This window comes from Mesorhizobium sp. M0894 (genome assembly GCF_040319725.1).
Lineage (GTDB): Bacteria > Pseudomonadota > Alphaproteobacteria > Rhizobiales > Rhizobiaceae > Mesorhizobium.
The window spans coordinates 212,957-234,683 of sequence record NZ_JAMYOG010000008.1 but is presented as its reverse complement, the minus strand read 5'-3'; the positions used below and the strand labels follow the sequence as shown (position 1 = coordinate 234,683).

General features: G+C 61.6%; 16 protein-coding genes, 1 tRNA gene and 1 pseudogene. 1 reads left to right on the top strand and 17 read right to left on the bottom strand.

What is annotated here, in order from left to right; translation table 11 throughout:
* Positions 1-11: 11 nt before the first annotated feature.
* The 17 genes and pseudogenes from NKH91_RS18110 to tuf form a co-directional block, all read right to left on the bottom strand.
* Positions 12-383 (bottom strand): hypothetical protein, encoded by a 372-nt coding sequence (locus NKH91_RS18110; protein WP_023721673.1) that lies wholly within the window; start codon positions 381-383, stop codon positions 12-14.
* A gap of 38 nt (positions 384-421) precedes the next feature.
* Entirely contained in the window at positions 422-1,087 is a 666-nt protein-coding gene (locus NKH91_RS18105) for an O-methyltransferase (protein ID WP_023721672.1), read from the bottom strand.
* A gap of 84 nt (positions 1,088-1,171) precedes the next feature.
* Positions 1,172-5,368 (bottom strand): DNA-directed RNA polymerase subunit beta', encoded by a 4,197-nt coding sequence (rpoC, locus tag NKH91_RS18100; RefSeq protein ID WP_352950986.1) that lies wholly within the window; start codon positions 5,366-5,368, stop codon positions 1,172-1,174.
* A 131-nt stretch (positions 5,369-5,499) separates the two neighbouring features.
* Complete coding sequence (gene rpoB / locus NKH91_RS18095) at positions 5,500-9,636, bottom strand: DNA-directed RNA polymerase subunit beta (RefSeq protein WP_352496503.1); 4,137 nt, start codon at positions 9,634-9,636, stop codon at positions 5,500-5,502.
* 282 nt (positions 9,637-9,918) lie between these two features.
* The gene (gene rplL, locus NKH91_RS18090; RefSeq protein ID WP_023680442.1) at positions 9,919-10,296 is read right to left on the bottom strand and encodes a 50S ribosomal protein L7/L12; all 378 of its coding nucleotides are present in this window, start codon (positions 10,294-10,296) and stop codon (positions 9,919-9,921) included.
* 54 nt (positions 10,297-10,350) lie between these two features.
* On the bottom strand, positions 10,351-10,869 hold the full coding sequence (rplJ, locus tag NKH91_RS18085; protein WP_008875657.1) for a 50S ribosomal protein L10: 519 nt from the start codon (positions 10,867-10,869) through the stop codon (positions 10,351-10,353).
* A gap of 391 nt (positions 10,870-11,260) precedes the next feature.
* Positions 11,261-11,959: a 50S ribosomal protein L1 gene (gene rplA / locus NKH91_RS18080; protein WP_352844898.1), complete on the bottom strand. Its 699-nt coding sequence runs from the start codon at positions 11,957-11,959 to the stop codon at positions 11,261-11,263.
* A gap of 4 nt (positions 11,960-11,963) precedes the next feature.
* Positions 11,964-12,392, bottom strand: coding sequence for a 50S ribosomal protein L11 (gene rplK / locus NKH91_RS18075; RefSeq protein WP_023680440.1), 429 nt, complete (start codon positions 12,390-12,392; stop codon positions 11,964-11,966).
* 159 nt (positions 12,393-12,551) lie between these two features.
* Positions 12,552-13,079, bottom strand: a complete 528-nt coding sequence (gene nusG, locus NKH91_RS18070; RefSeq protein ID WP_006333333.1) for a transcription termination/antitermination protein NusG — start codon at positions 13,077-13,079, stop codon at positions 12,552-12,554.
* Between the two features lie 27 nt (positions 13,080-13,106).
* Entirely contained in the window at positions 13,107-13,310 is a 204-nt protein-coding gene (gene secE / locus NKH91_RS18065) for a preprotein translocase subunit SecE (protein ID WP_023721668.1), read from the bottom strand.
* A 366-nt stretch (positions 13,311-13,676) separates the two neighbouring features.
* Positions 13,677-13,752, bottom strand: a tRNA-Trp gene (locus tag NKH91_RS18060).
* Between the two features lie 77 nt (positions 13,753-13,829).
* A complete protein-coding gene (locus tag NKH91_RS18055) occupies positions 13,830-14,345 on the bottom strand; it encodes a hypothetical protein (protein WP_352844900.1) in 516 nt (171 codons plus the stop codon).
* 130 nt (positions 14,346-14,475) lie between these two features.
* Positions 14,476-14,958: a group II truncated hemoglobin gene (locus NKH91_RS18050; protein WP_023721633.1), complete on the bottom strand. Its 483-nt coding sequence runs from the start codon at positions 14,956-14,958 to the stop codon at positions 14,476-14,478.
* 105 nt (positions 14,959-15,063) lie between these two features.
* Positions 15,064-16,746, bottom strand: coding sequence for a COG3904 family protein (locus tag NKH91_RS18045; protein ID WP_502899003.1), 1,683 nt, complete (start codon positions 16,744-16,746; stop codon positions 15,064-15,066).
* A gap of 328 nt (positions 16,747-17,074) precedes the next feature.
* Positions 17,075-17,173, bottom strand: a pseudogene (locus tag NKH91_RS18040) (EF-Tu C-terminal domain-related protein); the annotation flags it as partial.
* Positions 17,174-17,194: 21 nt separating this feature from the next.
* Positions 17,195-18,880: a COG3904 family protein gene (locus NKH91_RS18035; RefSeq protein ID WP_352844903.1), complete on the bottom strand. Its 1,686-nt coding sequence runs from the start codon at positions 18,878-18,880 to the stop codon at positions 17,195-17,197.
* Between the two features lie 150 nt (positions 18,881-19,030).
* A complete protein-coding gene (gene tuf, locus NKH91_RS18030; protein WP_127294065.1) occupies positions 19,031-20,206 on the bottom strand; it encodes an elongation factor Tu in 1,176 nt (391 codons plus the stop codon).
* A 300-nt stretch (positions 20,207-20,506) separates the two neighbouring features.
* Here tuf and NKH91_RS18025 point away from each other — a divergent pair, with 300 nt between their 5' ends.
* The gene (locus tag NKH91_RS18025; protein WP_352884400.1) at positions 20,507-21,712 is read left to right on the top strand and encodes a glycosyltransferase family 87 protein; all 1,206 of its coding nucleotides are present in this window, start codon (positions 20,507-20,509) and stop codon (positions 21,710-21,712) included.
* The last annotated feature ends 15 nt before the right edge of the window (positions 21,713-21,727 follow it).

Sequence of the window (21,727 nt, the reverse complement as noted above, 5' to 3'; positions counted from 1 at the left end):
AATGTTCCGGATCATCTTGGCTTGCGGTCCAGGAATTCTCCCGGACGAGGCGCAGAAGCAACGGGAGCCGTCCGGTGTCCTTGTTCAAGTTCGCTCATGACATGTTGAACCGCCACCTCGAGATCGGCCTGCCCCCAGCCAAGCTCGGTGATTTCTCCATATCGAATGAAATTTGAGCGGCCGAAACCACCTTCAATGTCATTGTAAGAAATCACGCTCCGGCCGATCAACGCTACGACCCAGATGCGATGATCACTCCCAGCAGGAGAGTGATGCAGCCATTCTTCCGGATCGATCTTGATCAGGTCCCAAAGCCTTCGCTGCCCAAAGCTCATACGATCTCGGCCAGTGTTGATCAATTCCCAGATGGTCGCCTCGTTCAATTGCCGATTCCTTAAAAAGCCAGCCGCCGGTGGCAGCTTCAACTGACGATCGCTATTGCAAAGCCGTCATAGCCCTTGGCGCCAACAGTCTGGATCGCGGTACCTTGCAGACGCTTGTCGCTGCCAATGAACGAGAACGCCGCGCGTGCCCCTTCGACATTGGCGTCGCGGCCATCTTCGTTCACCACCGCGCCGTCACGGATGACATTGTCGCAGACGATGACAGTCCCCGGCCTCGAAAGACGCATCGCCCAGGACAGATAGTGCTGGTTGTTCGGCTTGTCGGCGTCGATGAAGATGAAGTCGAACGGCCCGGCATTCTCGGCGCCTAACGCGGCAAGCGATTGAAGCGCCGGTCCGACCCGCAGTTCCACGCGGTCAGATACCCCTGCCCGTTCAAAGTTCGACCGCGCGACACTGGCGTGGTGCGGATCAAGCTCGAGCGTCACGACCTTGCCGTCCACGGGCAACGCTCGCGCCATCCAGATTGTCGAATAGCCGCCCAACGTGCCGATTTCGAGTACCTTCTTCGCTCCCTGCATTCGCGCAAGAAGTGACAGCAGCTTGCCTTGTGCCGGGGAAACATCGATCGGCGGTAGGCCGTGGTCATGGTTGGCCGCCAGAACGGCATCGAGGGCGGGATCCGCCTCGAAAAGAGCCTCGACAATGTAGCCGTCGACAGAAGCCCAGATCCTCCTGCTCATCCGTTGTCCTCCGATCCGATTGGGGAACCACAATGCGAAAAGGGGCCACTTGGGCCCCTTTTCTATCTTCTCTTACTTGCGCGCTTACTGCGCGGCGGTAACCATGTCGGTCAGCATCGGCTCGGCGACCTCGACGCCGGACGCCTTGCGGCGCTCGTCGATGATCAACTCGTCGCGCGAGGTGGCGATGCGCCGGATCTGGCTCATCGTGCCGCCGGTGCCGGCCGGGATGAGCCGGCCGACGATGACGTTTTCCTTCAGCCCCTGCAGCATGTCGGTCTTGCCGGCAACCGCAGCTTCGGTCAGCACCCTCGTCGTCTCCTGGAAGGAGGCGGCGGAGATGAAGGACGGCGTCTGCAGCGAGGCCTTGGTGATGCCCAGCAGCACCGGCTGGCCTTCGGCCGGCTTCTTGCCCTCCTCGACCAGGCGCTCGTTGACCTCTTCCAGTTCGATCACGTCGACGTGGTCGCCCGGAATGTAGGTCGAATCGCCCTGCGTGGTGATCTCGACCTTCTGCAGCATCTGGCGAACGATCACCTCGATGTGCTTGTCGTTGATCGACACGCCCTGCAGGCGGTAGACCTCCTGGATCTCGTTGACGAGGTAGGAGGCAAGCGCCTCCACGCCCTTGATCGCCAGGATGTCGTGCGGCGCCGGATTGCCGTCGAGGATATAGTCGCCCTTCTCGATGACGTCGCCGTCCTGGAGATGGAACGGCTTGCCCTTCGGGATCAGGTATTCGACCGGCTCAAGCGTCGAGTCATGCGGCTCGATGATGATGCGGCGCTTGTTCTTGTAGTCGCGACCGAAGCGGATCGTGCCATCGATCTCGGCGATGATGGCGTGATCCTTCGGACGGCGTGCCTCGAACAGTTCGGCCACACGCGGCAGACCGCCGGTGATGTCCTTGGTCTTGGCGCTTTCCATCGGAATACGCGCCAGCACGTCGCCGGGGCGAACCTGTGCGCCGGGTTCGACCGAAAGAATGGCCTCGACCGAGAGCAGGAAGCGGGCGTCGCCACCCTTCGACAGCTTGCCGACCTTGCCCTTGGCATCCTGGACGACGATCGCCGGCTTGAGGTCGTTGCCGCGTGGCGTCGAACGCCAGTCGATGACCTCGCGCTTGGTGATGCCGGTCGATTCGTCGGCGGTTTCCTGAACGGAAATGCCATCGACCAGATCTTCGAACGCCACCCTGCCCTCGATTTCGGTGAGGACCGGGCGGGTATAGGGATCCCACTCGGCAATACGCTGGCCGCGCTTCACCTTGTCGCCATCGTCGACGAAGATGCGCGAACCGTAGGTGACGCGGTGCGTGGCGCGTTCCTTGCCGGCCTCGTCGAGGATCAGCACCGCCATGTTGCGACCCATGACCATCAGCTGGCCGTCGGAGTTGCGCACCACGTTGCGGTTGCGGATCTCGACCTTGCCCTCGTACGAGGCTTCAAGGAACGAGGAATCCACCACCTGCGCCGTGCCGCCCATGTGGAAGGTACGCATGGTGAGCTGGGTGCCCGGCTCGCCAATCGACTGCGCCGCGATGACGCCGACAGCCTCGCCCTGGTTGACAGGCGTGCCGCGGGCCAGATCGCGTCCGTAACAGACCGCGCAAACGCCGACCCTGACCTCGCAGGTTAGCGCCGAACGGATGCGGACAGACTGCACACCGGCCTTTTCGATCAGTTCCACGTCACGCTCGTCCATCAGCGTTCCGGCCTTGACCAGAACCTCGCCGGTGACCGGGTGAGTGATATCGTCGAGCGAGGTGCGGCCGAGAACGCGCTGACCAACCGAAGCGACGACCTGACCGGCATCGACGATCGGCTGCATGGTGAGGCCCTTGTCGGTGCCGCAGTCGAGCGAGTTGACGATGCAGTCCTGCGCCACGTCGACAAGACGACGCGTCAGGTAACCCGAGTTCGCCGTCTTCAAGGCGGTGTCGGCCAGACCCTTGCGGGCGCCGTGGGTCGAGTTGAAGTACTCGAGCACGGTCAGGCCTTCCTTGAAGTTCGAGATGATCGGCGTCTCAATGATTTCACCGCTAGGCTTGGCCATCAGGCCGCGCATGCCGGCGAGCTGGCGCATCTGGGTGGGCGAGCCGCGCGCACCGGAGTGCGACATCATGTAGATCGAGTTCATCGGCTTCTGACGGCCGTTGTCCTCGAACTCGACCGCCTTGATGCGGGCCATCATTTCGTCGGCGACCTTTTCCGAGCACTTGGCCCAGGCGTCGACGACCTTGTTGTACTTCTCGCCCTGGGTGATCAGGCCGTCATTGTACTGCTGCTCGTATTCCTTGGCCAAAGCCTCGGTGTCGGACACCAGCTTGATCTTGGCATCCGGGATCAGCATGTCGTCCTTGCCGAACGAAATGCCGGCACGGCAGGCGTGGCTGAAGCCGAGAGCCATGATGCGATCGCAGAAAATGACCGTCTCCTTCTGACCGCAATGGCGGTAGACGGTGTCGATCATCTTGGAGATGTTCTTCTTGGTCATCTCCTGGTTGGCGGTCTCGTAGGGCACGTTGACGTTCTTCGGCAGCAGCTCGCCGATGATCATGCGGCCAGGCGTGGTGTCGTGGATCTTCGATACGACCTTACCGTCGGCGTCGACCGTGCGGAAGCGCCCCTTGATCTTGGAATGCAGCGTTACCGCCTTGGTCTCGAGCGCATGCTGGAGCTCGCCCATATCGGCAAACACCATGCCCTCGCCCGGCTCGTTCTGGTTGACGATCGACAGATAGTAGAGACCGAGAACCATGTCCTGCGACGGGACGATGATCGGCGCGCCGGAAGCCGGGTGCAGGATGTTGTTGGTCGACATCATCAGCACGCGAGCCTCGAGCTGCGCTTCCAGTGACAGCGGCACGTGGACCGCCATCTGGTCGCCGTCGAAGTCGGCGTTGAAGGCCGTGCAGACCAGCGGGTGAAGCTGGATCGCCTTGCCTTCGATCAGGATCGGCTCGAACGCCTGGATGCCGAGGCGGTGCAGCGTCGGCGCGCGGTTCAACAGCACCGGATGCTCGCGGATGACCTCGTCGAGGATATCCCAGACCTCCGGACGCTCCTTTTCGACCAGCTTCTTCGCCTGCTTGACGGTCGAGGAGTAACCCTTGGCGTCGAGACGGGCGTAGATGAAGGGCTTAAACAGCTCGAGCGCCATCTTCTTCGGCAGGCCGCACTGGTGCAGCTTGAGCTCGGGACCGGTGACGATGACCGAGCGGCCGGAATAGTCGACGCGCTTGCCGAGCAGGTTCTGGCGGAACCGGCCCTGCTTGCCCTTCAACATGTCGGACAGCGACTTCAGCGGACGCTTGTTGGCGCCGGTGATGACGCGGCCGCGGCGGCCATTGTCGAACAGCGCATCGACGGCTTCCTGCAGCATGCGCTTTTCATTGCGCACGATGATGCCGGGCGCGCGCAGCTCGATCAGCCGCTTCAAGCGGTTGTTGCGGTTGATGACGCGGCGGTAGAGGTCGTTCAGATCCGACGTAGCGAAACGGCCGCCGTCCAGCGGGACAAGCGGACGCAGATCCGGCGGGATCACCGGAACCACCTTCATGATCATCCATTCCGGACGGTTGCCGGATTCCATGAAGTTCTCGACGACCTTGAGACGCTTCAGATACTTCTTCTGATTGAGCGCGGAGGTGGTCGAAGCCAGTTCCGAACGCAGATCGCCGGCGATCTTCTCGAGGTCCATGCCGGCCAGCAGGTCGTGGATCGCCTCGGCGCCGATCATGGCGGTGAAACTATCCTCGCCATATTCGTCGACGGCCATCATGTACTCTTCCTCGCTGAGCAGCTGGTGCTCCTTCAGCGCGGTGAGGCCGGGTTCGGTGACGATGTAGTTCTCGAAGTAAAGGACCCGCTCGATGTCCTTCAGGGTCATGTCGAGCAGCGTGCCGATGCGCGACGGCAGCGACTTCAGGAACCAGATGTGGGCGACCGGTGCCGCCAGCTCGATATGGCCCATGCGCTCGCGGCGGACGCGCGACAGCGTGACTTCGACGCCGCACTTCTCGCAGATGACGCCCTTGTACTTCATGCGCTTGTACTTGCCGCACAGGCACTCATAGTCCTTGATCGGACCAAAAATGCGCGCGCAGAACAGGCCGTCACGCTCCGGCTTGAAGGTGCGGTAGTTGATGGTCTCCGGCTTCTTGATCTCGCCGAATGACCAGGACAGAATCTTCTCAGGGCTGGCAAGCGAGATCCGGATGGAATCGAACACCTGCGCAGGCGCCTGGGGGTTGAAGAGATTCATGACCTCTTGGTTCATGCCGTTCTCCTTTTCGGGGTCTTCGAAAACCCCTTGCATCTAGCGCGGGCCAAACGCCCGCCGACTTGATCGGCCATCGGCCGAGAATTTGGTGCGTCCGGTCGCGGGAAGGCCGCGGCCGGACGTCTTGCTTACTCGGCCGCGTCGGGCAGCCGGATCGGGTTGTCGTCGAGCTTGGTGTTCTCCAACTCGACATTGAGGCCGAGAGACCGCATTTCCTTAACGAGAACGTTGAAGCTCTCGGGGATGCCGGCCTCGAATGTGTCGTCGCCTCTGACGATCGCCTCGTAGACCTTGGTGCGGCCGGCGACGTCATCCGACTTCACCGTCAGCATCTCCTGCAGCGTGTAGGCGGCGCCGTACGCTTCAAGCGCCCAGACCTCCATCTCGCCAAAGCGCTGGCCACCGAACTGCGCCTTGCCGCCCAGCGGCTGCTGGGTAACGAGCGAGTACGGCCCGATCGAACGCGCGTGGATCTTGTCGTCCACAAGGTGGTGAAGCTTGAGCATATATATGTAGCCCATCGTCACTTTGCGATCGAACGGTTCGCCGGTGCGTCCGTCATAGAGCTGCGACTGACCGCTGGTGTGCAGGCCCGCCTGCTCCAGCATGATGTTGATGTCGGCCTCGTGCGCGCCGTCGAACACCGGTGTCGCGATGGAGACGCCGCGGCGCATCTGCTCGCTGAGGCGAACGATGCTCTCGTCGTCATATTCGCGGACCGGCTCGTTGCGGTCATTGGCCGGCATGAAGCTCTCAAGCGTCTTGCGCAGCGGCTTGATGTCGCCCGCCGTCTTGTACGCATCGATCAGATCGCCGATCTTCTTGCCCATTCCGGCGCAAGCCCAGCCCAGATGCGTTTCCAGGATCTGGCCGACATTCATGCGGCTCGGCACACCCAGCGGGTTGAGCACGATGTCGGCATGCGTGCCGTCCTCGAGGAAAGGCATGTCCTCGACCGGAACGATCCGCGACACGACACCCTTGTTGCCGTGCCGGCCGGCCATCTTGTCGCCGGGCTGCATCTTGCGCTTCACGGCCACGAAGACCTTGACCATCTTCATGACGCCCGGAGGCATCTCGTCGCCGCGCTGCACCTTCTCGACCTTGTCCATGAAGCGCTGCTCGAGCGCCTTCTTGGAATCGTCGTACTGGCCACGCAGGGCTTCCAGTTCGCTCTGGAGCTTTTCGTTCTCCACGGCAAACTGCCACCACTGCGAACGCGGATACTCGTCGAGCGTGTCCTTCGACAGCTTCGAGCCCTTCTTGAAGCCCTTCGGCCCGGCAATCGCCTCCTTGCCGACGAGAACGTCGGAAAGGCGCGAATAGACGTTACGGTCGAGGATCGCCTGCTCGTCGTCGCGGTCCTTGGCGAGGCGTTCGATCTCCTCGCGCTCGATCGCCATGGCGCGCTCGTCCTTCTCGACACCGTGGCGGTTGAAGACGCGCACTTCGACGACGGTGCCGAAGGTTCCCGGAGGCATGCGCATGGAGGTATCGCGCACGTCCGAGGCCTTTTCACCGAAGATGGCGCGCAGCAGCTTTTCTTCCGGCGTCATCGGGCTTTCGCCCTTCGGCGTGATCTTGCCGACCAGGATGTCGCCCGGCTGCACTTCCGCACCAATGTAGACGATGCCGGCCTCATCGAGGTTCTTCAGCGCTTCTTCCGAGACGTTCGGGATATCGCGCGTGATCTCCTCCGGCCCGAGCTTGGTGTCGCGGGCCATGACTTCGAACTCCTCGATGTGGATCGAGGTGAAGACGTCGTCGGCGACGATGCGCTCGGACAAGAGGATGGAATCCTCGTAGTTGTAGCCATTCCACGGCATGAACGCGACCAGCACGTTGCGGCCGAGGGCCAGATCACCGAGCTCGGTCGACGGGCCGTCGGCGATGATGTCGCCCTTGTTGACCCGGTCGCCCATGCGCACCAGCGGACGCTGGTTGATGCAGGTGTTCTGGTTCGAACGCTGGAACTTCATCAGCCGGTAGATATCGACGCCGGACTTGCCGGGATCGAGATCTTCCGTGGCGCGGATGACGATACGCGTCGCGTCCACCTGGTCGACGATGCCGCCGCGGCGGGCGCCGATGGCGGCGCCCGAGTCACGGGCGACGATCGGCTCCATGCCGGTGCCGACGAACGGCGCTTCGGCGCGCACCAGCGGCACGGCCTGACGCTGCATGTTCGAGCCCATCAGCGCGCGGTTGGCGTCGTCGTTCTCAAGGAACGGAATCAGGGCCGCGGCCACCGACACCATCTGCTTCGGCGACACGTCCATCAGATCGACGTTTTCGCGCGGCGCCATCATCACTTCGCCGGCGTTACGGCAAATGACGAATTCGTCGACGAAATGACCATTCTTGTCGAGCTCGGCATTGGCCTGCGCGACGTGGTGCTTGGCCTCTTCCATAGCCGACAGGTAGACGACCTCATTGGTCAGCTTGCCGTTGACGATCTTGCGGTACGGGCTCTCGATGAAGCCGTATTTGTTGACACGCGCGAAGGTCGCAAGCGAGTTGATCAGGCCGATATTCGGGCCTTCCGGCGTCTCGATCGGGCAGATGCGGCCGTAATGCGTCGGGTGCACGTCGCGCACCTCGAACCCGGCACGCTCGCGGGTCAGGCCGCCCGGTCCAAGCGCCGACAGGCGGCGCTTGTGGGTGATCTCCGACAGCGGGTTGGTCTGATCCATGAACTGCGACAGCTGCGAGGAACCGAAGAACTCGCGCACGGCGGCAGCCGCCGGCTTGGCGTTGATCAGGTCCTGCGGCATCACCGTGTCGATCTCGATCGAGGACATACGTTCCTTGATCGCGCGCTCCATGCGCAGCAGGCCGACGCGGTACTGGTTCTCCATCAGCTCGCCGACCGAGCGCACGCGGCGGTTGCCGAGATTGTCGATGTCGTCGATCTCGCCCTTGCCGTCGCGCAGTTCGACCAGCGTCTTGACCACGGCCAGGATGTCGTCCTTGCGCAGCACGCGCACGGTATCCTCGGCCTTGAGTTCGAGGCGCATGTTCATCTTGACGCGGCCGACGGCAGAAAGATCATAGCGCTCGCTGTCGAAAAACAGCGAGTTGAACATGGCTTCGGCGGTCTCGAGCGTCGGCGGCTCACCGGGGCGCATGACGCGGTAGATGTCGAACAGCGCGTCCTGGCGGCTCTCGTTTTTGTCGACGTTGAGCGTGTTGCGGATATAGGCGCCGACATTGACGTGATCGATGTCGAGAACCTTGATCTCGTCATCGCCGGTGCCGAGAAGCACTTTCAGCGTCTTTTCATCGATCTCGTCGCCGGCTTCGAGGAAAATCTCGCCGGTGCCATAGTTGACGATGTCCTCGGCAAGGTAGTTGCCGAGCAGATCCTCGTCGGTCGCCTTGATCGCCTTGAGACCTTTTTCGCCAAGCGCCCTGGCCTGGCGGGCAGTGATCTTCTTGCCGGCCTCGACGACGACCTCGCCGGTGTCGGCGTCAACCAGGTCACCAACGGCCTTGAGGCCGCGGAAACGCTCGACGTTGAAGGGAATGCGCCAATGGTCGCCGGCGCGCTTGTAGGTGATTTTGTTGTAGAAGGTCGACAGGATCTCTTCGCCGTCCATGCCGAGCGCCATCAGCAGCGACGTCACCGGAATCTTGCGGCGGCGGTCGATACGGGCGTGCACGACGTCCTTGCTATCGAACTCGATGTCGAGCCACGAGCCGCGATAGGGAATGACCCGCGCGGCAAACAGAAGCTTGCCGGACGAGTGCGACTTGCCCTTGTCATGGTCGAAAAAGACGCCCGGCGAACGGTGCATCTGCGAGACGATGACGCGCTCGGTGCCGTTGACGATGAAGGTGCCGTTCAAGGTCATGAGCGGCATGTCGCCCATGTAGACGTCCTGCTCCTTGATGTCCTTGATCGACTTCGCGCCGGTATCCTCGTCGATATCGAACACGATGAGGCGCAGCGTCACCTTGAGCGGCGCCGCATAGGTCAGGTCGCGCTGACGGCATTCGTCAACGTCGAATTTCGGTCCTTCGAACTCGTATTTCACGAATTCCAGCATCGAGGAGCCGGAAAAATCGGAAATCGGGAAGACCGACTTGAAAACTGCCTGCAGCCCCTCGTCAGGACGCCCACCCTTGGGCTCCTCCACCATCAGGAACTGGTCATAGGATGCCTTCTGAACCTCGATCAGGTTCGGCATCTCCGCAACTTCCGGGATCTTACCGAAAAACTTGCGTACGCGTCTGCGGCCATTGAAAGTCTGGGTCTGGGCCATCGTCGCTCCTTAGCTCAATTCTCGGGACGAGCCTCGCCGCGGCTCGCCTTGCATCTCGGGCCACCTCGGCGGCCCTGTCTTGTTGCCCGCCGCCTGTCGGCGGCTTCTTGTCTTTTCACCCACCACCAATTGGCGGTGGGCCAGAAACGGGAGAAAACCCGTTTCCTGAAGGCCGGTTTGCGGCCCTCAGGAAAGAGGTTTTCGCACTCTTCGCGCCATGAGCCTCCCCTCGACGTGAAGGGAGTGGCGGGCGGCGCGCCGCCGGCCGCCGGTACTCAACGCTTACTTCAGTTCGACCTTGGCGCCGGCTGCTTCCAGCTGGGCCTTGAACTTGTCCGCGTCGGCCTTGGAAACGGCTTCCTTGACCGGCTTCGGAGCCGCCTCGACCAGGTCCTTGGCTTCCTTGAGGCCAAGACCGGTGATGGCGCGAACTTCCTTGATGACGTTGATCTTCTGAGCGCCTGCTTCGGTGAGGACGACGTCGAATTCCGTCTTTTCCTCGACCGGAGCAGCAGCGGCCGCGGCGCCGCCGGCAGCGGCAACCGCCACCGGAGCAGCGGCGGAAACGCCCCACTTTTCTTCAAGAAGCTTCGACAGCTCGGCCGCCTCGAGGACGGTCAGCTTCGAAAGGTCGTCTACGATCTTTGCCAGATCAGCCATTGCAATGTTCCTTCATAAGGTTCGAACGTGTGTTTGTGATAGCGAGGAACGGCCTCATGCCGCCTCGTCCTTCCGGGCGTAAGCGCCGATGACGCGCGCGACCGAAGCCGCAGGCGCATTGACGATCTGGGCGATCCGGGTTGCCGGCGTGGCGATCATGCCAACCAGCCTGGCGCGCAGCTCATCGAGCGACGGAAGTGTGGCGAGTGCCTTCACACCGTCGGCGTTGAGCGAGGTGGTGCCCATTGCGCCGCCGAGAATGACGAGCTTGTCATTTCCCTTGGCGAAATCGGACGCGACCTTCGGCGCCGCAATCGGATCCTCCGAATAGGCGATCAGCGTCTGTCCCTTGAACAGCTCGATGATCGATGCGGAGTCCGTGCCCTGAAGAGCGATTTTGGCGAGACGGTTCTTCGCGACTTTGACGGTGCCACCGGCGGCGCGCATTTTCGACCGAAGGTCGTTCATTTGCGCGACGGTGATACCGGCGTAGTGGGCCACGACGACTGAACCAGCGCTTGAGAACGCATCATTCAGGCCCGTGACGAGTTCGCGTTTTTCCGCTCTGTCCACTGCCTATCTCCAGTTGACCCCTGCCCTCTACGAAGGACAGGCGTCGGGTTGCCTTTTGCCGGCCGGGCCATCCAGTAACGGATCTCCCGAACGACGCTCGAGGATCCTGCCCCCTTTCGCCACACCTGCCGGCAAGCCGGACGGTGCGCAGACAAAAGGCAAACACGGTTCGAACCTTTCATTGGAGCGTTCGCTCCTTTGTCCGGTCTTCACCCGTCTCATGCAGGCCCACATGAATTAAGGCCCACATCACCTAAGGCTTGGGGGCCGCCTGCAATCTCGGACAGGATGTCCGGAAGCCTTTCGACTTCCGGTACCGGGCCGCCGACAGGTCGGAGGCCCGGAATTCTTTCACGGATCAGCGTTTTAGCGGCCGATCCAATTGTTCGTATCAGGGCGCTGCGAGCGTCGAGACGTCGAGCTTGAGGCCCGGGCCCATCGTCGAGGTGACCGACACCTTCTTGACGTAATTGCCCTTGGCACCAGCCGGCTTTGCCCTGGTCACCGCATCAGCGAAGGCGCGGACGTTCTCTTCCAGCGCCTTGACGTCGAACGAGACCTTGCCGACGCCGGCATGAACGATGCCGGCCTTCTCGACGCGGAACTCGACGGCGCCGCCCTTCGATGCCTTCACGGCGGCGGCCACGTCGGTGGTGACGGTGCCGACCTTCGGGTTCGGCATCATGCCGCGCGGGCCGAGCACCTTGCCGAGACGGCCGACCAGCGGCATCATGTCCGGCGTGGCGATGCAGCGGTCGAAGTCGATCGTGCCCTTCTGGACGATGTCGACCAGATCCTCGGCTCCGACGATGTCGGCGCCGGCGGCCTTGGCCTCCTCGGCCTTGTCACCGCGCGCGAACACGGCGACGCGAACGCTGCGGCCGGTGCCGTTCGGCAGGTTGACCACGCCGCGGACCATCTGGTCGGCATGGCGGGGGTCGACGCCGAGGTTCATCGCGACTTCGATGGTCTCGTCGAACTTCACCGAGGAGCGATCCTTGAGCAGCTTCAGCGCCTCACCCAAAGCGTAAGCCTTGTTGGGATCGATGCCTTCGCGGGTCTGCGATACACGCTTTGCAATCTTTGCCATGATCTCAGCCCACCACTTCCAGACCCATCGAGCGGGCGGAGCCCTCGACCATGCGCATGGCCGCCTCGACGTCGTTTGCGTTCAGATCCTTCATCTTCTGCTCGGCGATGGCGCGCACCTTGTCGCGGCCGATCGTGCCGGCCTTGACCTTGCCCGGCTCCTTCGAGCCCGACTTCAGGTTCGCGGCCTTCTTCAGGAAGTAGCTCACCGGCGGCGTCTTCATGACGAAGGTGAACGACTTGTCCTGGTAGTAGGTGATGACGACCGGAACCGGCGAGCCCTTTTCCATTTCCTGGGTCTGCGCGTTGAACGCCTTGCAGAACTCCATGATGTTGATGCCACGCTGACCAAGCGCCGGGCCGATCGGGGGCGACGGCGTCGCCGATCCCGCGGAAACCTGGAGCTTGAGCTGGCCTGCAATTTTCTTAGCCATCTCTCTTCCTGCCTTTTCTCATGCCGGTCTTGCCGGCGGTTGCAGTCTGGTGGTGCGGTCCGCGCGGCCGGCTAAAGCCGCATTCGCCTCCCACCCGTTTTGGCCGCGCGATCTCCGCGCCGCCTTCCCTGCCGCCGAAACCGGTGCAGGGATTTCGGATCAGCCCTTCTCGACCTGTCCGAATTCCAGATCGACCGGCACGGCGCGCCCGAAGATCGATACTTCCACCTTGAGCCGCGCCCGCTCCTCGTCCACTTCCTGGACGAAACCGTTGAACGACGCGAATGGTCCATCCGAAACGCGGATCGCTTCGCCGATCTCGAACGTCACCGACGGCTTCGGCCGCTCGACGCCTTCCTGAACCTGGTTCAGGATACGCTGGGCTTCGGCTTCGGTGATCGGCACCGGCTTGGAGTCGCCCAGGAACCCGGTGACCTTCGGCGTGTTCTTGACGAGCGAGAACACGGCATCGGTCAGATTGGCCTTCAACAGCACATAGCCCGGAAAGAACTTGCGCTCGGCATCGACCTTGCGGCCGCGGCGGATCTCGACGACCTTCTCGGTCGGCACCACGATCTGCTCGATGTCGGCGGACAGGCCCTTCTGCTTGGCCTTGTTCTCGATGTCCTCGGCGACCTTCTTTTCAAAGTTCGAGTAGGCGTGGACGATGTACCACCGCGCGGTCATTTTAAGACTTCTCCGTAATCGCCGGACTTACTGTCCGAGGCCGAGGATTTTTTCGACCGCAAAGCCCATGGCCACGTCTGCGGTAAAGAAAAAGATCATCGCGATGACCGCGAACACAAGGACCATCACCGTCGAGATCACCGTTTCGCGCCGCGACGGCCAAGTGACCTTGGCAGTCTCCGCGCGAACCTGCTGGAGAAAGGTGAAAGGATTTGTGGTTTTCGAAGCCATATGCCGCTCTGTCTGCAAGACCCGTTGGCCGGGTCTCCTGGATGATCCCGCTGGCCGGGACGTGCCGCTTGAGCGTGCGTTCGCGCCGAATCAGCGCAATCATTTCGCCCATGCAAATCAGACGCGTAAAGCCGGCTTCCCAGCTCCACGCGTCGCGTGTCTGTTTCGTCTACATAAAACCGATTCTTGATCCACGCAAGTGGCAAGTGTCCGCTTTATGACCAAACGCCGCCTCGGAACCATCCAGTCGTCCCGTCCCGGCTATGCGGCCCTTATGCCGCAACTTATGCTATATGGCAAGTCACAAGCCGGTTTTCAAAGGCTGCGCTGCAAAAGAATCGTTTTTTAGGTATCCATTCGAAGGAATGGCACGGGCAGCAGGGCTCGAACCTACGACCTGCGGTTTTGGAGACCGCCGCTCTACCAACTGAGCTATGCCCGTATGCGCATGTCGGCGCAGCAGGCGCTTCCTAAAAGCTTCCGCGCGCTCTGTAAAGAGCGACGTGCGCTGCCCAGCCTTCATCTTCGAAAGTCCAGGCGTCCTCCCGGCCATTTCCCGTCGATCCGTTGATTGCTGACGACCAAACCGACCCAGGGACGCACGATTTTTGGGTCGGTCAGATTGATATATTTTCCAACCAGCCCTTTCGCACCCTCGCGCCGCGCATCAATGAGCCCCTTGCGCACGCCATCATGCCAATCGAACAGCAGGTAAACTCTCTCTCCCGCGGTCTTCACCTCGCCCCGGCCAGACTTCCATTTACCCTTGCTGTCGCCTGGAATCGTGGGATCGGCACCGCCGTTCCATCGGCTGGACCACCTGCCTTCGATGGTGTCGTTGCGGTCGCGGTCGCTTTCGGTGCCCCAGGCTTCGGCGTTTTCATCGCTTGCAGCTCCCTCCAGTTTTACGCCGGCGGCGAACGCCGACACCTCCTCGTCGTCGGGAGTGGGGACATCCATGACACCGAACGGATTTCGGGTTCCGCGGTTGCCGTCAAAGGTGCTGCCTGAATTTTTCTTGCCTTCCGATCTCATCGCAAAGCCTCCGGTTTTTCAGTGTGGCCCCGCCAGTCGACGGCGACTTTAAACCGTTAGCCTGGAGGACCGAGACCTCCATAGCCACCCGTTTTCCTGGCCGGCAGGGTTTCGACCGATTCGCGCCCGGTCAGTTTCCCGAAGGCGGCTTGTAGGGGCCGCCCGGCACGCCCCAACCCCAGACCGGCATTGGTTCCGCCTCGGGATCGCAGGTCGGACCTTTGTTGGAGTTCATCTTGGCCAGCCGCGATCCCCATTCGATATAGGCCATGAAGGCCGAGCGGAATTCGGGATCGTCAGGCAGCCCGATCTCGTCGGCGGCGTCGGCTAGGAGATTGATCCAGCGCCGGCGCTGCTCCTCCGTCAGATGCTTGCCGAGGTGATGCATCACCATTTCGCGATGGCCGCCATGCTTTTCGCTGTAGGTTTTCGGTCCACCGAAAACTTCGCCGATGAAGGCCGCGACGTGGGCCGGATGGTCCGCCGACATATGCTTGAACACCGGCCCGACAATGGGATCCCGAGAGACGTTGTCGTAGAAGGTCTGGGTCAGGCGGTTCAGCGCTTCGGTGCCGCCGGCCCATTCGAACAATGTCGGGACGTCCTGGCTCATTTGCGATCCCTCGCCTGGCTGGTCTTCTACCACGCCGGACGATAGCGGAAACATCCAGCATCGCTCAACCTGTCTCGATGGCCAGCTTCCGAAACCGACGCGCCCCTACAATTTGGCGGGCGCCTCGGCCTGCGCATTAGGCGAGAGCACCACGCGGCAATTGTCAGGCTTCGGCACCGATCTGCACAGGGTGGCACCGGTCAGCTCGTCCACTGATTGCGGCCCAGTCGTCAGTCCGGCCCTCAGCATCACGTCAGGTTCGAGCTGACGCTCGACCGAAATGCGCTGAAGCGTCATGAACAGATCACGGTTGATTGCCATCTCGTCAAGGTAAGCCTTGATCAGCTGGGCTTGTCCCATCAGGTAAAGGCTGAGTAGCGCCCGTGGACCGACAAGCCGCCTGACGCCCCCAGCCAGCATCAGCGCGCAGGACGAATCGCAGTCGCCTTTCGCATCGCTGGCCACTCCGGCATAGGCGCCATCTTTGGCCAAGCAATTCCACTCTTCCGGGTCGCAGCCAACGAAATCGGTACGGGCAACGGCGACGTCGAGCTTCTTTTCACGGATAAGTCGCCCCATCGCCAGAGCGCTGAACAAGTCGCCGCCTCGCGAGCTCACCACTATAGGCAGCCGCCGGCTGCCAAGCGTAGCGAGCAACTGGCCCAGCTTCTGCGGGGTTTGGCTCGTGATTACGCCTTGTGCCGAGATCCATTCCGGGCAGTCGGGATTGCAGGACGAATTGCTGCGGCGAACCACAACGAAGCGCATCTCGGGTGCCCCGTTCCCCGGCACTGCCACGAGCGGCCGAGCCCACATCCATTCCGGGCAGTGGGGCTCGCACATCGGATCGCTGCCGCGAACGAGTATGAAGCCCTTGTCCGGCGCCTCGTTTCCTGGCACTGCCTCGACCGGCTGAGCAGGTGCCTCCTTGGCCAGCTGAGAAAGTGGGACTTGAGCCGGCTGAGACGGTCCGGCCTTCGCTTCGATTGCTGCCACCTTGGCCGGCTTGGCATTCGCAGGGACCTCCCTGCAGTTCGGCGGCGCAGGACTCCGCTGGCATATGCCCGCCTGCGTAAGTATGTCGAGGGAGTCCCTGCTGGTGATCAGCTTCATCGTCAGCATGTCGTCGAGGGCGATCTGCCGGATGTCGCTGGCGGGCGTGGCCTTCATTCTGTCGATTACGCCCCGTCCGACACCCATGTCCCTGAGATAGGCCGAAAGTTTCCTCTCAAGCGCCTTGCTCATCTCATAGGTCTTGTAGCCGGCATTGTCTTGAGTGATGGTTTCTGTGGTGATCCTATATTTTTTGCCCCGCACAACTCGATAGGTGGTTCGATAGTGCCGTGTTGTGCGGAAATAGGTCGTAGTGATCTGATGGACGCCTAGATAGGCCCAACCGCCGACCACGCGTCCGACGCCTCCGGCAAACATCAGCGGACATGCGGAGTTGCACATGGCACCCCCGTCAGACGCAATGCCGAAATATGCTGCGCCCTTGCCGTCATTGGCCCGGCAATCTTTCATCCCGGGCCAACAATCGGAAAACTTGGTCGTACCGACGGCGATATCGAGCTTGTTTTTGCGGATTATTCGACCAAGCTGGAGCGCAGCATCGACATTGCCGCCCGGGGAATTGACGATGATCGGCAGTTTGCGGCGGCCGAGCGTCTTCAATATGCGCTTGAGCTGCGCTGGCGTGCCCGCTTCGATGGCGCCTTCTGCCGAAATCCATTCCGGACAGTTAGACTCGCAGCCGGTCGCGTTGCTGCGCACGACGACGAATCGCATCGGCGAGAGATCATCGGATAATAGCTTCGGATCGGTCCAAGTCGTCGGATCGGACCATTTCGGGAAGACATCCTCGGCCTTTGCGGCGAAGGCAGCCATCGCCATGGCAATAACCAGCAGCCCGCGCCACCACCTTGCCACGCTATCTAAACGGCGTCCCGAAACCACGCTTGGCAAAAGCCCCCTTGATGCAACCTATAATAGTTGCGGCAATGGTGGTTGCAATAGCTTTGAAACACCCGCGCAAGATTGTTCTGCCTCGAGTCAGTAAGCGAAAAAGGCGGCCCGAAGACCGCCCTTTCGCATCGACCGGCAATGCCGGCGCCGATCATTCTATAATGGTGACGACGACGCCAGCACCGATGGTGCGGCCGCCTTCACGGATGGCGAAGCGCAGCTTCTCGTCCATGGCGATCGGCACGATCAGCTCGCAGCTATCAAGCCCGCCTTACGATTTGACCGGCGTGCTGGCCTGAGCCTTGGCGCCCGAGGCTTCGCGGCAGTTCTCGGGCTGTGGCTCCGATCTGCAGATGCCGGGGCCTGTCAATTCGTCTGCCGATTGATGCCCGGTTGTCAGCCCGTATTTCAGCATCCTGTCGAGTTCGAGCTGCCGTTCGACTGAATTCAGCTGAATTGCGGTAAACAGACCGGGGCCGATGGCCATGTCCTCGAGATAGGCCTTGACCTTTTGCTCCTGCCCTACCGAATGCACGCTCAACTGTGCACGCGGGCCGACGAGGCGTTTGACACCGCCGGCGAGCATGATCGGACAGGCCGAGCCGCACGCGCCGCCGGCATCGACCGTCAGTCCGTTATAGACGCCGTCTTCGGCCGTGCAGTCGGCCTGCCGCGGTTCGCAGCCAATGAAATCCGTCCGCGCCACGGTGACGTCGAGCTTGCGTTCGCGGATCAGCCTTCCGGCCGCCAAAGCACCGAGCACATCACCACCCGGCGAGTTGATGACGATGGGCAGACGCCGGTCGCCGACGCCGTCCAGCAGTTGGCGCAGTTTTTCGGGCGTGTCGGCGGTAATTGTGCCTTCGGCCGAGATCCATTCCGGGCAGTTGGGATTGCAAAGCGGATTGCTGCCGCGGACCAGGACGAAGCGCATGTCTGCGGCCTCCTTCGGCCGCGTGGTTTCGTGCCCTGCGGGTGCAGGCCCGGCGTTCGCCACCACTTCGCCGGCCGGCTTCGCGATATTCGCCGGCGCCGGCAGCTCCCTGCAACTCGCCGGCAACGGATCGGATTTGCATAGGGTTGGCGCGGTCAGCAGGTCGACGGCATCCAAGCTGGTGACGAGATTCATTTGCAGCATGTCGTAGGGAACCAGTTGCTGGATGCTGCTGGCCGGCGTGCCTTTCATGGTCTCGAGCACGCCCAGGCCGACGCCCATCTCCTTCAGATAGGCCGCCAGCTTCCGCTCCAGCGGCTTGTTCATCTCGTAGGTCTTGTAGCTGCCGGCGTTCTTCCGGCTGACGACCTTGGTGTTGAGGATCTTCTTCTTACCCTTCACCACGCGGTAGGTGGTGCGGTACAGCAATTTCGTCCGGATATAGGTCGTGGTGATCTGATGGACGCCGAGAAAGGCCCATTCCCCGACCACGCGCCGGATGCCACCGGAAAACATCAACGGACAGGCGGAATTGCAGATGGCGCCGTCGGCATAGGCATTGCCAAAATAACGGGCGCCCTTGCCGTCGTTTTCCTTGCAGTTTTTCACATTTGGCAGACAGCCGACGAACCGGGTTTTGCCGACGGCGATATCGAGCTTGTTCTTGCGGATCAGGCGACCAAGTGTCAGCGCCGCTTCGACATTGCCGCCGGGGGAATCGACGACGATCGGCAGCTTTCGGCCGCCAAGCGCCTTCAGCGTGCGTTTGAACAGAGCCGGCGTGCCGGCTTCTATCGAGCCTTCCGCCGATATCCATTCCGGACAGGTCGGCTCGCAGCCCGGCGCGCTGCTGCGGACGACGACGAACCGCATCGTCGGGCCGAGATCCGGCGTGGATTTTTCCGGCGTGGATTTCTTGGCATCGGCTGCGAAGGCAGCGTGGCCCATAGCGAGCAACGACACCAGGCAGATCAGTCCTAACGACCACAATGCCTGACTATGCAAACGGCGCCATGGAACCATTCGGGCAGCCCCCTCGATGCAACCTATACTAGTTACGGCAGAGGCGCTTGCAACAGGATTTGAAGCAAGGCGGTTAATCTATTCGAATCAAAAAGGCGGCCCGAAGACCGCCCTTTCGCATTCGATCTCGACCGGCAACGCCGGCGTTGATTACTCTTTGATGGTGACGACGATGCCGGCACCGACGGTGCGGCCGCCTTCACGGATGGCGAAGCGCAGCTTCTCTTCCATGGCGATCGGCACGATCAGCTCGACATCGACGGTGATGTTATCGCCCGGCATCACCATCTCGGTGCCTTCCGGCAGCGACACGATGCCGGTTACGTCCGTCGTGCGGAAATAGAACTGCGGACGGTAGTTGGTGAAGAACGGCGTGTGACGGCCGCCCTCGTCCTTGGTCAGGATGTAGGCTTCGGCGACGAACTTCTTGTGCGGCTTGACGGTGCCGGGCTTGGCCAGAACCTGGCCGCGCTCGACGCCTTCACGGTCGACACCGCGCAACAGCGCGCCGATGTTGTCGCCGGCCTGGCCCTGGTCGAGCAGCTTGCGGAACATCTCGACGCCCGTGCAGGTCGTCTTGGTGGTCGGACGGATGCCGATGATCTCCAGCTCCTCGCCGACCTTGACGACGCCGCGCTCGACGCGGCCGGTCACCACCGTGCCGCGGCCCGAGATCGAGAACACGTCCTCGATCGGCATCAGGAACGGCTTGTCGAGCGGACGAACCGGCGTCGGGATGTAGGCATCGACCGCCGCCATCAATTCGCGGATCGCGTCCTCGCCGATCTTCTTGTCAGAATCTTCAAGCGCGGCAAGCGCCGAACCCTTGACGATCGGAATGTCGTCGCCGGGGAACTCGTTCTTGGTCAGGAGCTCACGCACCTCGAGCTCGACCAGCTCGAGCAGCTCGGCGTCGTCGACCTGGTCGACCTTGTTCAAAAACACCACGATCGAGGGCACGCCGACCTGGCGGGCCAAAAGGATGTGCTCGCGGGTCTGCGGCATCGGGCCGTCGGCGGCCGACACGACCAGGATCGCGCCGTCCATCTGCGCGGCACCGGTGATCATGTTCTTCACATAGTCGGCGTGGCCGGGGCAGTCGACATGGGCATAGTGGCGGGCAGCCGTCTCGTATTCGACGTGTGCCGTCGAAATGGTGATGCCGCGCGCCTTTTCTTCCGGCGCCGCATCGATCTGGTCGTAGCGCTTGTATTCGCCAAAATACTTGGTGATCGCCGCCGTCAGCGACGTCTTGCCGTGGTCGACGTGACCAATCGTGCCAATGTTCACATGAGGCTTAGTGCGCTCGAATTTACCTTTTGCCATAGTCTCTTTCCTTGGACGGCCTGAGGACGGCCTGGACCTTCAGTTCAGTCGAATGCGGGGCGATTAGCGACTAAGGCCGAAAAACACAAGTGCCTTGTGGCTGAGCGCGGCTCACTCGGTTCGAACCCATGATCCGATTTAGGGGATGTGGCCGATATGGGAATGGCAAGACGGAAATGTAAGATGAGCACGACCCAAGGCCGGTGGCGCCACAAACCCTTAATGACACTCCCTTAATGACACTGGCTTAATGACACTGGAGCAGAATGGCGCCTGGGCACTTGCGGGTAAATGAGCATCATGCGGATTGCCACCATCGCGACAGGGCAGAACCTGCAACGTCTGATCTATCTGGCCATATGCGGCTTGATCTGCACTTACATCTTTGTTCTTGGCATTTCGATATTGATCGGCAGCTGGCTGTTCGACGAAAACGGGCAGCCGCTGGCGACCGACTTCATCGCATTCTGGGGGGCTGGCAAGCTTGTCCTGCAAGGCTATGCCGCCGATGCCTATAATTGGGACCTGCACAAGAGCATCGCGACCGCTGAAAGCGGTGCTAGCTTCGACGGCTATTTTTCATGGCAGTATCCTCCGACTTTCCTGATCGTGACCGCCGCACTGGCGTTGCTATCCTATCCCGCTGCATTGGTTGCATGGATGGCGACCGGGATAACGCTCTACGCCGCCGCCATACGGCTGATCGGGAACACACGCGTTGCGATTCTGGCAGCCATGGCCTGGCCCCCCGTGCTTTGGAATACCGTGGTCGGCCAAAACGGCTTCATTACCGCTGCGTTGCTTGGCGCAGCCATCGCCTCGATCGAAAAACGCCCCGCGCTGGCCGGCCTCTGCTTCGGCCTGCTCACCTATAAGCCGCAATTCGGTCTGATGATCCCGCTTGCGCTCATCGCTGGAGGCTTTTGGCGAGTGATCGGTTGGGCCGCTGTTTCCACCACCGTCATGATCATGCTTTCCATCGGCCTCTTCGGCGCCGAGATTTGGTCCGATTTCTTCGATGCCGCCGCCAAGGTCAACGGCACCATTCTCGTCGATGGCAGGGCTGACTTTTCCAAACTTCAAAGCCTCTACGGTTTTGTCCGCGCGCTCGGGTGGAGTTGGACGCTCGCATGGACCGCGCAGGGCCTGCTCATCGCAGTCCTGAGCGCCGGCATTGTCTGGATATGGCGTCAAAAGGTGGCGTTCGACGTCAAGGCAGCAGCGCTCGCGACCGCGACGATTCTCGCTTCGCCCTACGCGTTCATCTATGATTTCGTGGCTCTCGCAATCCCGCTGGCGTTTCTGGGAAAATCAGGATTTTCGGCGAAAGAATGCGCTGTCGTGATCTTTGCCGGCATTCTGCTCGTCTCGGGCCCCTCGGAACACCTGGCCACCGCCTTTCTCTCGGCGCTGCTTGTATTGGGCCTGGTGGTCGGCCGCGCATGGCAGGCTTTTCCGACACTTGGCTTCGCGGGCTGGAGCGCTCAACGTGAATTGAAGCCATAATCCGTTCAATTGCCG

Bases quoted from the DNA above. Each gene is read 5' to 3' on its own strand.
- NKH91_RS18055 (WP_352844900.1), bottom strand. From the start codon at position 14,345: ATGAGATCGGAAGGCAAGAAAAATTCAGGCAGCACCTTTGACGGCAAC.
- rplA (WP_352844898.1), bottom strand. From the start codon at position 11,959: ATGGCAAAGATTGCAAAGCGTGTATCGCAGACCCGCGAAGGCATCGAT.
- secE (WP_023721668.1), bottom strand. From the start codon at position 13,310: ATGGCTTCGAAAACCACAAATCCTTTCACCTTTCTCCAGCAGGTTCGC.
- rplK (WP_023680440.1), bottom strand. From the start codon at position 12,392: ATGGCTAAGAAAATTGCAGGCCAGCTCAAGCTCCAGGTTTCCGCGGGA.
- nusG (WP_006333333.1), bottom strand. From the start codon at position 13,079: ATGACCGCGCGGTGGTACATCGTCCACGCCTACTCGAACTTTGAAAAG.
- rplL (WP_023680442.1), bottom strand. From the start codon at position 10,296: ATGGCTGATCTGGCAAAGATCGTAGACGACCTTTCGAAGCTGACCGTC.
- NKH91_RS18045 (WP_502899003.1), bottom strand. From the start codon at position 16,746: ATGCGATTCGTCGTCGTGCGCAGCAACGCGACCGGCTGCGAGTCTAAC.
- tuf (WP_127294065.1), bottom strand. From the start codon at position 20,206: ATGGCAAAAGGTAAATTCGAGCGCACTAAGCCTCATGTGAACATTGGC.
- rpoC (WP_352950986.1), bottom strand. From the start codon at position 5,368: ATGAACCAAGAGGTCATGAATCTCTTCAACCCCCAGGCGCCTGCGCAG.
- NKH91_RS18025 (WP_352884400.1), top strand. From the start codon at position 20,507: ATGCGGATTGCCACCATCGCGACAGGGCAGAACCTGCAACGTCTGATC.
- NKH91_RS18035 (WP_352844903.1), bottom strand. From the start codon at position 18,880: ATGGTTCCATGGCGCCGTTTGCATAGTCAGGCATTGTGGTCGTTAGGA.
- NKH91_RS18050 (WP_023721633.1), bottom strand. From the start codon at position 14,958: ATGAGCCAGGACGTCCCGACATTGTTCGAATGGGCCGGCGGCACCGAA.
- NKH91_RS18105 (WP_023721672.1), bottom strand. From the start codon at position 1,087: ATGAGCAGGAGGATCTGGGCTTCTGTCGACGGCTACATTGTCGAGGCT.
- rpoB (WP_352496503.1), bottom strand. From the start codon at position 9,636: ATGGCCCAGACCCAGACTTTCAATGGCCGCAGACGCGTACGCAAGTTT.